The organism is Sphingobacterium olei, from assembly GCF_005048855.1.
GTDB lineage: Bacteria > Bacteroidota > Bacteroidia > Sphingobacteriales > Sphingobacteriaceae > Sphingobacterium > Sphingobacterium olei.
Genome location: NZ_SUME01000006.1, coordinates 136,116 through 149,718, shown reverse-complemented (window position 1 = coordinate 149,718; position 13,603 = coordinate 136,116). Strand labels below are relative to the sequence as shown.

10 protein-coding genes are annotated in these 13,603 nt (G+C 38.9%); 6 read left to right on the top strand and 4 right to left on the bottom strand.

Annotated features, from left to right (window positions below; translation table 11 throughout):
* Positions 1-62: 62 nt before the first annotated feature.
* A complete protein-coding gene (locus FAZ15_RS15310) occupies positions 63-1,049 on the bottom strand; it encodes a potassium channel beta subunit family protein (protein WP_136902197.1) in 987 nt (328 codons plus the stop codon).
* 101 nt (positions 1,050-1,150) lie between these two features.
* On the opposite strand from FAZ15_RS15310, the gene FAZ15_RS15305 reads away from it, so the two are divergent.
* The 4 genes from FAZ15_RS15305 to yidC all read left to right on the top strand — a co-directional run bounded on the left by FAZ15_RS15305 (position 1,151) and on the right by yidC (position 7,031).
* Positions 1,151-2,254 carry a carbohydrate-binding family 9-like protein gene (locus tag FAZ15_RS15305; RefSeq protein WP_238387274.1) on the top strand — a complete coding sequence of 368 codons (1,104 nt, stop codon included), beginning with the start codon at positions 1,151-1,153 and terminating at the stop codon, positions 2,252-2,254.
* The gene (locus FAZ15_RS15300; RefSeq protein WP_136902196.1) at positions 2,247-3,323 is read left to right on the top strand and encodes a family 10 glycosylhydrolase; all 1,077 of its coding nucleotides are present in this window, start codon (positions 2,247-2,249) and stop codon (positions 3,321-3,323) included. Before FAZ15_RS15305 ends, FAZ15_RS15300 begins: the two co-directional genes overlap by 8 nt.
* A 261-nt stretch (positions 3,324-3,584) precedes the next feature.
* On the top strand, positions 3,585-5,189 hold the full coding sequence (locus FAZ15_RS15295; protein ID WP_136902195.1) for a CTP synthase: 1,605 nt from the start codon (positions 3,585-3,587) through the stop codon (positions 5,187-5,189).
* A gap of 42 nt (positions 5,190-5,231) precedes the next feature.
* A complete protein-coding gene (gene yidC, locus FAZ15_RS15290) occupies positions 5,232-7,031 on the top strand; it encodes a membrane protein insertase YidC (RefSeq protein WP_136902194.1) in 1,800 nt (599 codons plus the stop codon).
* Between the two features lie 50 nt (positions 7,032-7,081).
* On the opposite strand, the gene FAZ15_RS15285 is transcribed toward yidC, so the two are convergent.
* The 3 genes from FAZ15_RS15285 to FAZ15_RS15275 form a co-directional block, all read right to left on the bottom strand.
* Entirely contained in the window at positions 7,082-8,068 is a 987-nt protein-coding gene (locus FAZ15_RS15285) for a pectinesterase family protein (RefSeq protein WP_136902193.1), read from the bottom strand.
* Positions 8,069-8,117: 49 nt separating this feature from the next.
* Positions 8,118-9,740, bottom strand: a complete 1,623-nt coding sequence (locus FAZ15_RS15280) for a glycoside hydrolase family 43 protein (protein ID WP_136902192.1) — start codon at positions 9,738-9,740, stop codon at positions 8,118-8,120.
* Between the two features lie 421 nt (positions 9,741-10,161).
* Entirely contained in the window at positions 10,162-11,514 is a 1,353-nt protein-coding gene (locus FAZ15_RS15275; protein WP_136902191.1) for an acyl-CoA dehydrogenase family protein, read from the bottom strand.
* Positions 11,515-11,749: 235 nt separating this feature from the next.
* Here FAZ15_RS15275 and FAZ15_RS15270 point away from each other — a divergent pair, with 235 nt between their 5' ends.
* Positions 11,750-11,962 carry a hypothetical protein gene (locus tag FAZ15_RS15270; RefSeq protein ID WP_136902190.1) on the top strand — a complete coding sequence of 71 codons (213 nt, stop codon included), beginning with the start codon at positions 11,750-11,752 and terminating at the stop codon, positions 11,960-11,962.
* Positions 11,963-12,253: 291 nt separating this feature from the next.
* Positions 12,254-13,603, top strand: coding sequence for an adenylosuccinate lyase (purB, locus tag FAZ15_RS15265; protein ID WP_136902189.1), 1,350 nt, complete (start codon positions 12,254-12,256; stop codon positions 13,601-13,603).

The window sequence follows — 13,603 nt, the reverse complement described above, 5'->3', positions numbered from 1 at the left end:
GCAATCGATATTACATCCTTTTTCTTTTTTCTATAAGCATTCAAAAAAGCCCTATCTACCCCCTAACGAACCACGTCGGGTTTTGTCCCCATAATATCATCTATCTTTTCCCTCACTTCCTCCGTCAACACAGATAAAACTTCAAAAGCCTTAAAGTTCTCCACCAATTGACTTTCTTTAGTCGCACCCAATATCGCAGTAGTAACATTCGGATTCTGAATACACCATGCGATAGATAATGTTGGCAATGAAACCCCTAGCTCCTGCGCAAAAGCACCTAATTGTTTCACCCGCAAAACCTTATCATCCAACAATGCCCTATCCTTCAACCATTCGTATCCTTCCAAAGACATCCTCGACCCATCAGGAACTCCGCTGTTGTATTTCCCGGTTAACAGTCCTGACGCCAACGGACTCCAAATAGTACTGCCCATTCCTATATTATTAAATATACTTAAGAATTCGGATTCCATTTTCCGTCGGTTAAACAAGTTATATTCGGGTTGCTCTACTGCAGGTCCTTCCAAGCCCAATTCCCTCGCGATCATATGCGCTTCCATAATTTCCGCTGCCGACCATTCACTTGTACCCCAATAAAATATCTTACCTTGTTGTATCAGCGTGTTCATCGTGCGCACCACTTCTTCGATCGGCACATTCTTATCTGCACGATGGCAATAATATAAATCAAGGTATTCCACCTGCAACCTCTGCAAAGCTTCATCACATGCTTCCATTAAATGTTTCCTACTTAACCCGTGTTGATTAGGCTTCTTATCCTCCCCCTTCCAACCAAAAAAAGCTTTACTAGAAAGCACAAAGGAACTCCTATCCCAACCTTTCTTTTTCAATATTCTTCCCATCATTTCTTCCGACTTACCGGCGGAGTACACTTCGGCATTATCAAAAAAATTGACACCATTTTCATAAGCAATAGACATTAGCCTATCATTAATATTATCGTCTGTCTGTCTTGCAAAAGTGACCCACGAACCAAATGATAATGCACTTAATTGGAGACCACTCTTCCCCATTCTTCTGTATTCCATGTTTTGAATTTTAGCAGCCTAAAGTTAGGTATTAATGATTTTATAAAAAATTATTGTTACAATATGGGTGCTAAATCATTTTATGGGTATCTTCAACCATTATGAATGGAAACATCGTCTTGATCTTTATTTTATTCATCGGCATCAATGCACCTATAGGAGTAGCGCAGTCTTCCATGGACGACATCGCAGCAATGCAATCCTTACCCTTAAAATATCAGGTTCTAAAAACAAATGAACGCATTTTCATAGACGGAAAAGCTGACGAAACTATTTGGAAAAAAACACCTTGGACATCAAATTTTGTGGATATCGAAGGAGCACATCAGTTAAAGCCAACCTATAGAACTGCAACAAAGATGCTGTGGGATGACGAACACCTTTACATCTACGCAGAACTGGAAGAACCACATATCTGGGGCGACATCACGACATATGATGCCATCATCTACCATAATAATGACTTTGAAATATTTATTAAACCTTTTGAGCAACACCCCTTTTATTATGAAATAGAAATCAATTCATTAAATACCGTTATGGATTTAATGATGCCCAAGCCGTATCGTTTCGCAGGAGAAGCAATAATGAATTGGGATGTAAAGAACCTAAAATCAGCAGTGCATATAGAAGGCACACTCAACAATCCGTCAGATAAAGACAACTATTGGTCTGTGGAAATGGCAATTCCTTTTGCGTCTTTAAATACATTTGGACGCCCCACTACTCCCAAAGTAAATAGTTTCTGGCAAATCAATTTTTCAAGGGTACAATGGCAACACGAACTTATAAACGGAAAATACAGCCGTAAAAAACAGGAAAATGGCAAATTTATCGCCGAAGACAACTGGGTCTGGTCTCCTATCGGGGTAATTAACATGCATTATCCAGAAAGATGGGGATACATCCAATTCGTGGAGCAGGATCAAAAAGAAGACAATTACATTCCCCATACAAATCAAAAAACGGCATGGAATGTCTTTTATTTACAACAGCTACACCGAAAAAAACATGGACGCTTTGCGACCGACATAACCGCACTAGAAGGATATAAATTATTTTTAGAAAATGATTTTAACAATATCCATTATACCTTTGTAATCAATGACGATCAGACATTTTATAAAATAAAAATCAAAGATCCAACGATATCACAGGTACTTTCGCTGGATAGTTATGGTAATTACAACATCAGTTATGAATAAAAGAAGAGATTTTCTAAAAGCAACCTTTGCAGGTATTGCGACGCTGCAATTGCAACCACTGGCGAGTCTAGCTAGTCCACAAAATAGTGGACTTTTATTTGATTACTGGATGTGGGTTCGTCCCAATCAAAAAGAATCGGAAGCCATTATAAAAAAAAGATATCAATCCTACAGGGAAGTAGGTGTTAGAGGGCTCTTTTTTGAGGATTATAGCAAGAAACATTTTCAAATTGCAAAAGAAATGGGACTGGAAACACATCGTTGGATGTGGACAATGAATAGAGGAGAAAAAGATCTTTTGGCACAACATCCAGAATATTACGCGGTCAGTAGATCGGGTAAATCCTGCGCCACAGAACCTGCCTATGTAGATTATTATAGGTTCCTCTGTCCATCACATCCCGATGTTCCGAAATACCTTGAAGAGAAATCCCGGGAACAACTTGAAAAAGAAGATGTGGATGGCTTACACCTCGATTACATTCGGTATCCAGATGTTGTATTGCCCGTTAATCTATGGCAAAATTACAACCTCGATCAGTCCACCGAACTACCTGATTACGACTTCTGTTATAGTAAATACAGTAAAGCTGCTTTCCTAAAAGAAACAGGCATTGATATTGACAAAGTAGAACGTCCAGACCAGAGCCTATCCTGGCGTTCCTTCCGCTACAACCAGGTCAACAAAGTCGTGAACCGCATTGCTGATGTCGCTAAAGAATACGACAAACCGCTTACTGCTGCAGTATTTCCTACCCCAGATCTTGCAAAACGAATTGTAAGACAAGATTGGACAAATTGGAAACTCTCTGGTGTATTTCCCATGATATACCATGGTTTTTACAGAGAACCTGTCGGCTGGATTGGTACCGCCGTGAGCGAAGGAGTGCAGGCATTAAATGGCAAATTCCCCCTATATGCAGGACTTTATCTACCTGATTTCAAAACAGAAGATGAATTAAAGGAAGCTATAAGGCTTTCGAAAAAAAACGGTGCCGCAGGTATATCCCTATTCGGTGAAACAGATTTTACACCGGCCATACTCAATGTCTTGAAATCTTTCCACTAAGCAATTTTACAGAAGGATATGGCAGTCACGTACAGTTCTAAATGACAACAATATTGATTTGATTCAAACTTAGATAAATTTGACTTTATGCAATTATAATCACTTTACATATAAAGTCAAATTTTCAATCTCTCCTCTGCCTTTAAGATTTTATTTTTAGAGGAAAATATGTCAAAAAAATACGTACCTTTGTATCCCGTACATGAGGCAGATGTTTGGAGCCCTAAAGCTCCAAACATTAGTTAAAAATCCATAATTGCTATGACTAAATATATCTTTGTTACGGGCGGCGTAACCTCGTCGTTAGGGAAAGGCATTATTGCTGCATCCTTAGCCAAACTTCTACAGGCACGTGGCTTTAAAGTAACCATTCAAAAATTCGACCCTTACATCAACATTGATCCAGGAACATTGAATCCCTACGAGCATGGGGAATGCTATGTAACCGAAGATGGTGCGGAAACCGATCTCGATTTGGGACATTACGAACGTTTTTTGAATGTACCTACTTCCCAGGCAAACAATGTTACGACAGGGCGTATCTATAAGCACGTCATCGAAAAAGAAAGAGAAGGTGCTTATTTAGGGAAAACAGTTCAAGTCATACCACATATTACCGACGAAATCAAACGTCGCATGCAACTTTTGGGCGAAACCGGCGAATACGACATTGTCATCACCGAACTTGGAGGAACAGTAGGCGATATCGAGTCACTTCCTTTCATCGAAGCCGTACGTCAGTTGCGTTGGGAATTAGGCAATAACGATTCATTGGTCATCCACTTAACGTTGGTCCCTTATTTGGCCGCTGCGGGCGAGTTGAAAACAAAACCTACGCAACACTCCGTCAAAACATTGTTGGAATATGGTGTTCAACCAGATATTTTAGTATGTCGTACAGAACATAAATTAACGCCGGAAATTCGCAAAAAACTTGCATTATTTTGTAATGTGAATATCAATGCGGTAGTGGAATCAATCGATGCACGTACGATCTATGATGTTCCCTTATTAATGCTAAAAGAACAATTGGATAAAACCGTATTATCCAAGCTAAAATTATCTACCAAGAACGAACCTAATTTAGAAAACTGGAAAAATTTCTTAGGAAGATTAAAAAATCCGACAAACGAAGTTAACATCGCCTTGGTGGGCAAATATGTCGAACTTCCAGACGCATATAAATCCATTGCAGAGGCGTTTATACACGCCGGATCTGCTAACGAGACTAAAGTAAAAGTACGGTATATCGCAGCGGAAAGCATCAACGATGAAAATGTAGCCGATAAGTTAAAGAATCTAGACGGTGTATTGGTAGCTCCTGGATTTGGAGAACGCGGACTAGATGGTAAATTATCAACGATCGAGTTCGTACGCAAAAATAAAATACCTTTCTTTGGTATTTGTTTGGGTATGCAATGTGCCGTCATTGAGTTTGGCCGCAATGTATTAGGTCTTAAAGATGCAAACAGCTTTGAGATGAACGATAAAACGACCAATCCCGTTATTAATTTGATGGAAGAACAAAAAAACATCAAAAATATGGGCGGTACCATGCGTTTGGGAGCGTATGACTGTGAAATCAAAAAAGGGACCAAAGCTTTTGGTATTTACGGTAAAGCAAAAATTTCGGAAAGACACCGCCACCGTTATGAATTCAATAATGACTATTTAAAAGACTACGAAAAAGCGGGAATGATAGCCTCAGGAATCAATCCCAACACCGGACTAGTCGAAATAGTAGAATTAAAAGATCATCCGTTTTTTGTAGCCGGTCAATTTCATCCCGAATTAAAATCAACAGTTGCAAATCCTCACCCACTTTTTGTTAGCTTTGTAGCCGCGTGTTTAGCTAATAAGAAGTAGAACATCAATAAATAGAAAGATATTAGAAATAAAAAATAGTAAATGGATAGAAATAATATCATAGGATTAGTACTTATTTTCGCAATTTTTGCTGGTTCATTTTACTTAATGAAACCGTCAGAACAGGAAATTAAGCAAGAACAAGTATTACAAGATTCGCTAAAAAACCTAAGAGAAGGTAACGTCGTTGCCGACACCACACGTACTACTGATCAAATCGCTACAGTAGACTCCGCAGCATTACAAAAACCTTTTGGTGCAACTAAAATCGGACAAGAACAACTTGTTAAACTGGAAAACGAATTGCTGGTAGCGGAAATTTCCACTAAAGGGGGTAAAGTAAAATCTGTACAGCTCAAGAATGAAACAAACTATGACGACACCCCGTTGTATATCTTAGAGGGTGAAAACAACAAGTTTGGATTTATCTTTAAAGCCGACGGTGAAAACATCAACACGAACGATTTATACTTTACCGTAAGCAATCCCTCTGCAACTGCAGTAACCCTTCGTTTAAATTACAATGAGAATCAATATATCGACTATACCTATACCTTGCAAGCTGACGCATATAATGTAGGACTTCAGGTGAATGCAGTAGGCATCCAAAATCTAGTTGACATCAAGCAAAAGTTAATTACGTTAAACTGGGAGGCTTCTCTTCTTCAAAAAGAACTTAATGTAAAATCGGAAAGAGAAAAATCAACAATATTCTACAAAGATTCCGAAGGTTCAGTTGACCATCTTTCTGAATCTGGAGATGATGAAGAGAAAGTAGAGGAAAAAGTGGAATGGATCGCATTCAAACAACACTTCTTCTCTGCTATTCTATCTTCAAAACAATCTTTTGAAAATACAGAACTGAATGTAACGTTTAACACTGCCGATAGCGTGGTGAAGACGTATAAAACTTCAACTAACCTGGCGTTCAATACCCAAGGAAATAATCAGTATGATTTCAATTTCTTCTTTGGTCCAAATCAGTATAAAACCTTGAAAGGCGAGGGAAATGATTACCAAAAGATTATCAATATGGGATGGGGTCCTATGTCATGGATCAATAGATTCTTGACCGTCCCTCTTTTTGATTTTCTTGATGGCTTCAAAATGAGCTACGGTATTGTCATCCTAATTCTAACCTTGCTATTAAAAGGATTGATGTTTCCGTTGACCTACAAATCTTATCTTTCGATGGCCAAAATGCGTGTGCTTAAACCGCAGCTTGATCAGATTAAAGAAAAAGTAGGTGACGATAATCCGATGCTTTTACAACAAGAGCAAATGAAATTATACAAGCAAGCAGGAGTAAATCCCTTAGGTGGATGTCTACCCATGCTTCTACAGATGCCTTTTACATTAGCGTTTTTCTTTTTCTTTCCTAACCTTTTCGAATTAAGAGGCGAAAGTTTCTTGTGGATGAAAGATTTGTCCACTTACGATGCACCTATTACTTTCGCCCCAATTTTCGGGATCGGCCACATATCGTTAATGTGTATCTTGATGACATTGACGACTTTGTTAACCACTTGGTATAATAATGCAACTTCGGGAGCAGCTGCCAATGCCCAAATGAAATATATAGGTTATATCATGCCGTTGCTCTTCTTTTTCATGCTAAACAGTTTCCCATCCGGATTGAACTATTACTACTTCCTGGGAGCTGTCTTTACCTTTCTAACGCAGGTTCTTATTCGTTCATTCATTGATGATGATAAAATCCTGGCCAAATTAGAGAACAATAAGAAAAACCCAAAAGTTCAAAAGAAATCATCGTTCCAACAACGGATGGAAGATATGATGAGACAACAGCAAGCGAATCAACAAAAAAAAGTAAATAAGTAATATAATATATAAAAAGAAAAAGGCTCAATGAGCCTTTTTCTTTTTATAACCTAATTTGGAGGTAACCAATCCCCAAAAACATTCCGGATGTCATAATGTCCCTGCTGAGATCGTGGCAACTGATGCGACCAGGTCACTCTAGCTCCGTCATTTCCTCCAGGCCCCGTAGATCCGAGTTCCGCATAAAAAGTCGTCGGTACTTTATCGGGAAACATCTTATCTCCTGTCCACGGATCCCAACCGGCCGGGACGATATGCCGATCCATAAAACAATCTATAAATACAGTTTTTGCATGAGGACGCCAAGGCCTTCCAAGGTAAACTTTATTTACATTCGCATCTGCGGCCATTAATCGACATTTCACGAAAACAAAACCGTAACCACTTTCTTTGATCGTAGATGCGGCAGTGATATACGAATTGCGTAGGCTTTCAATTTCACATTCCTCAAAAAAAGCAGTACTGGAGCCAAAAATAAAATCCGTTGTACCGGCTATTTTACATCTATAGAAATAATTACGATGTCGATCTTTCCCCAGATATAAGGTGTCCTGATGCCCCAGAATCGTACAATTGATAACCGAAACACGATCCGCTTCCACGTGAAGCGCAACAGCCTGTCCCACAGGACCGGAAGAATTAACAATCGTCAAATTTTTGATCGTAACATCATTTGCGAGAACAAGAAAACTATACGAATTAAACGTTCCAAACTTTGTCAATCCACATTCATCCGGAGTGGCTCTTGTTTTTCCCGAATAATCGTCAAACGTAATCACGGTATTCTCCCTGCTCTCCCCTTCAATAATAACATGTCGAATATACGATGGAATCACAACTTTCTCTTTATAAACACCTGCTTTTATCCATATTTTAATCGGTTCTTCACGAAAAGAACGGACAGAATTAATAGCTTCCTGAACAGTTTCAAAATCTCCATTACCCGTTTGATCAACCACAATCTGATCTATTGCTGCTAATGTTAAGCCCGCGTAACATATCAGAAAAAACACCATAAAACTTCGTATCTTCCTCATAATTAGCATATATTATTCAACATTTATATTTCTCAATTAAGCCTCAATTCTATAATTTTTCCAACCGGAACCAATCCACTTCGGCGAAGCCGGAATCGTTTATAGTTTGTTCGCGCGTAGCATACAAGCCCAATGTAGCACCGATCCATTTCCCCGGCTTTGCTTTGAACGTCTCTCCCACTTTCTGATAGTTTTTATTGTCTAAGCTATAGTACCAATTGCAGTTTACCCCCTCTGTAACTCTTACCTGCAGGTATATAAAGTTCGAATCGATGGCAGTAACCGGTGTTATGTCTTCGGTTTTTCCACTCAAGCCTTTCGTACATACGCCATGAAAAAGAGCGTATTGCCCTGTTGTCCCTGCGAGATACAATTGGCTATAATCCTCCCCTACAACTATGAATCCAGCTTTTTCTTTTAGATCTTTTTCATTGGCAATCAATCTCATTTTGGCCGTGGCCTTAAAATTCTCAGCTGGGAATTTCTGTGTCAATATATTAGGCACATCTAGCATGTTCTTAAAATCAGCGGGAAGTTGCTGCGTGTAAAGCCTAAGATAGCCATCGTGACTGGGAATGAACCAAGTCCCATCTGGATTTGCTTGCCACTGCCATTGCAGACCCAATTGTGTGCCCTCAAATTCATCTGATTCAGCCGGATTTATAACAGGGTAGTTTTTGCCTACATTCGGTTTTTTATATTCCAGAACAGGGTTCCCTATCCCGTCACCATCTTTATCTTCACCTATTACCGGCCAGTCGGCAATCCATTTCATGGGTTGAAGGTGCACTACTCTACCCATGGCATCTTTATCCTGAAAATGGAAAAACCAGTCTTCACCCGATGGAGTATCCACCCATGCTCCTTGATGTGGACCATTAATCGCAGTCTTTCCTTGCTCCATAACCACCTTACGTTCGTAAGGCCCATATATATTTTTAGATCGCAATACCAATTGCCAGCCTGTAGCCACACCACCAGAAGGAGCAAATATGTAATAGTATCCGTTCCTCTTATGCATTTTAGGCCCCTCTATTGTAGGATCGATCACATGTCCATCGTATACGATTACCCCTCTATCCAGCACCTTATCCCCATTATCGTTTAACTTCGCAATAGCAAGTACACTTTTTAGTCCGGCCCTGCTTCCAGCGTATGCAAAAGCAAGGTAATTTTTACCATCCTCGTCCCAAAAAGGGCAAGGATCAATCAGTCCTTTTCCCTCAAACACCAAAATTGGATCCGACCAGGTTCCAGCTGGATTCGCTGCCTTCGTCATATATATACCGTAGTCAGGATCTGGGTAATAAATATAAAACTCATCTTGATGAAAACGTATTGCTGGCGCCCATACCCCATTGCCATGCTGTACCTTTTTAAAGATATCCTCGGGTACTTGTTTCTGTAAGACATGACCGATGATCTTCCAATTGACCATATCTTTAGAATGTAAAATCGGTAAACCAGGAGCATGGTTAAAACTAGAGGAAATCATATAGTAGTCATCTCCAACCCGTGTTACATCGGGATCGGAATAATCCGCATCTATAATTGGATTTTTATACCGTCCGTTACCCAAATCGGGCGACCATACCGAAGAAACATAGTTTTGAGAAAAAACAGCCCCTGTTATAAATAGGCCTAAAGAACTTAATAATAAATTTATCTTCATGACAAAATTGGTTTAAAATTTAACGCTACCGGTTGCATAACAAACCTAGCTTATTCCGTTTTATTTTACAATATTATTTACGCAATCGTTGTCATCTGAATAACAAAAAGGAGATTTCTAAAAAGCACGACATCGTTGTCATTGTAAGTTCGTAGATAAATATTTTGAGAATAGTTTGACAGAATATAATTTTGTTGGACAAAGATCCATCAAAGAGAAGGAATAAGGCTTTTAGTCGTCATTGGTCAAATAGACCCTTCGCAATTTTAGTCCCCTCCTCTTTATCCTTATCACAAACTTGGACAGTTCATTAGATCTGCAGAGCTGATAAAAACCAATCTGATCTTCCTCACGATGACGCTTTTTCTAAGTTCAACCACCCTTTTAGCCCAAGCAGATCATCTTCGGCACTGTTAACAACCTACACAAAGGCGCTAAAACCAGTAATACTCCGTCCCACTATTAACGAGTTTATTTCTTTCGTTCCTTCGTACGAATAGATAGCTTCTGCATCGGCTAAGAAACGAGCAACATTATACTCTAATAATATTCCATTTCCTCCCATTACCTCTCTTGCCCTTGACACAATATCACGCGTTCGTAAAGTACAAAAGACTTTCGCCAGCGAGGCATGTTCATCACGGAGCTTATCCTCATCTTGCAGTTCGGATAATCTGAATACTAAAGTTTGCATGGCTGTCAAATTAGACAACATCTCCACCAGATGATTCTGGATCAACTGGAAAGCCGCAATAGGCTTACCAAACTGCTTTCTTTTTAGTGTATACTCCAATGCATTTTCGTAGGCACCACGTGCACAGCCTACGGCCATCCAGGCGACACCAGCCCGCGTCATCTGCAATACTTTGGCCGTATCTTTGAAAGAATTCGCATGTGGCAAACGGTCGCTCTCGGGTACAATACAATTCGTCAATGTTATTAATCCGTTTTGGACAATTCGCAGCGCCATCTTTCCTTTAATCTTCTCGACATTAAATCCAGGATTCTCTTTTTTTACAATAAACCCTTTAACTTCACCATCCCCTAAATCCCTGGCCCATATAATAGTGATATCAGAAAAAGTAGCGTTTCCAATCCATTTTTTTTGGCCATTCAACACCCATCCATCAGCTGTATGACGACAGGTAGTGGTCAATCCCCCGGCCGCTCCCGATCCAACTTCGGGTTCCGTAAGCCCGAAGGCGCCGATTTTTTTGAACTGTTGCATCTGTGGCAGCCACTCGTTCTTTTGTTCTTCCGATCCGCAGGTATAGATAGATCCCATCGCAAGGCCGCTTTGCACACCTAAAAAAGTAGCAATAGAAGGATCTATACGTCCGAATTCAGCAGCTATTATTCCATCCATCAATGATTTTCCACCAGCACAACCGTACCCTTCAAAGGTATAACCACATACATTTAACGAGGCGAGTTTTGGAATGATTTCAAACGGAAACTCATCGTGCAACCAATAATTGTTTACCAAAGGTTTAATCTCCGTTTCAAGGAACGTTCTGATTTTCAACAATAAAGCCTGATCTTCTGTAGAAAGTTTATTTTCCATTCCGTAGAAATCCGCGTTAATAGGAGGCAGCTCTTTTTTCTTGTTACTACCACCGGTAAGCATTTTCATGGCCATCTGCAATTGCTTTTCATCCATTTTGGAAACAGCATTTAAAACTGCACCCAAGTCTACCTTTTTTGAAATCTTATTAAGCTGCTCAAAATCAACCGATTTCAATAATTTTAGAATATTTCTGATTTTATCTAACATAACTACTACTTATAAAGTAAAAACATTTTTTTATCAATTTAGTTTTTTTATTGTTGCAATTCAATAAAACTATCTTATATTTGCGACAGAATAATTCTTAAAAGATTTTAAAATACTGTTTTTCAACATTTTAAAAAAAATAAAAAAAAGATTTATTTTTCGGGTTACCTTTTTGGAATACCAGTATTAAAGGATATAAAACAAAATTTGTTTCAATTAAATAGAAAATTAAAAGATGAAAAATTTATTCGCATTCGGATTTTTAGCATTAGCTTTGACAGTAGTTTCATGTGGTGGTGCAGAAACTAAAACTGACGCTACTACTGATTCATTAGCAAACGAAGTAGAAAACGCTACTGAAAACGTTGCTGATTCATTAGAAAACGTTGCTGACTCAGTACGTTCAACTGGTGATTCTATCGCTGATTCATTGAATAACGTTCAATAATCCGAACAAGAGTTTAAAATACTCCATAAAAAGCCTGTGTTCATGAACACAGGCTTTTTTGTTATTTTTATATCTGTATTTTGCCTATGGTGGAAGGTTTCTTAAATTCCCCAGATAATTAAGTTCCAAAGGTCGAGGAGATCAGATCCTACGGAACTGACCGTAAATCAAAAATTTTCATTCTGAGATATGCTTTCTTTGGCTGTCTAGCTAATACCAAAGGCATATTGTATGCGATTATAATTGCATATAAATGCAAATTTATCTAAGTTTGAACAAATTACTTACAACATGACATTATCGCCTTTAACAGCCGTTACTCCAATAGACGGAAGATACCACAATAGCACAAAAGAACTATCAGCTTATTTTTCAGAATTCGCCTTAATAAAATACCGTGTACTTGTAGAAGTTGAATATTTTATTGCACTTTCGGCCTCAGGTATTCCACAACTCGGTCACTTTGATGGATCATTAAATGAGAAATTAAGAAACATTTACCAGAATTTTTCGTTAGCAGATGCGGAATGGATCAAAAACACCGAAAAAGTAACCAACCACGATGTCAAAGCTGTAGAATACTTTTTAAAAGACCAATTCGAAAAACTAGGACTGCATGACTCGATGGAATTTATCCATTTTGGATTGACATCACAGGATATTAATAATACAGCGATTCCATATTCATGGAAAGAGGCCATACAAAACAGCTATACTCCAGCTATTAATGAATTACTTCAGGTGCTGAAAGGGTTTGCTACAGAATGGAGAGAAATTCCAATGTTGGCCCGTACACATGGACAACCCGCATCCCCTACCCGCTTAGGAAAAGAAATTCACGTATTTGTGGAACGTATAGAAAAACAATTGGAATTATTGACTCAAGTACCTTACTCCGCAAAGTTTGGCGGAGCCACAGGCAATTTTAATGCACATCAGGTCGCTTATCCTACTTACAACTGGGTAGAATTTGGAAATAAATTTGTCAATGAACAACTTGGCTTAAATCGTTCGCAGACGACAACCCAAATTGAACACTATGATAATTTTGCGGCAAGCTGTGATGCCCTAAAGCGTATTAATAACATAATCATTGATCTTTGCCGTGATATCTGGACGTATATTTCGATGGAATATTTCAAACAAAAAATAACAGCTGGACAAGTAGGTTCTTCGGCGATGCCACACAAAGTAAACCCGATTGACTTTGAAAATGCAGAAGGAAACTTAGGATTGGCAAATGCAATTTTTGAGCATCTATCGGCAAAACTACCTATTTCACGTTTACAACGTGACTTAACAGATTCAACGGTGTTGCGTAACATCGGTGTCCCTTTTGCACATACGCTGATCGCTATAAAATCTACATTAAGAGGTCTTCGCAAATTAATTCTAAACGAGTCTGCTTTAGCAAAGGATCTAGAAAATAACTGGGCAGTAGTAGCAGAAGCTATTCAGACTGTTTTACGCAGGGAAGGATATCCAAAACCATATGAAACTTTGAAAGATCTAACACGCACAAATTCCCATGTTACACAAGAAACCATAGCTGTATTCGTAGACGGACTTAACGTGCCTGAAGAGGTAAAAGAAGAAATCAAAGCAATCACGCCTACCAACTATACGGGAGTTTCTTTCTAA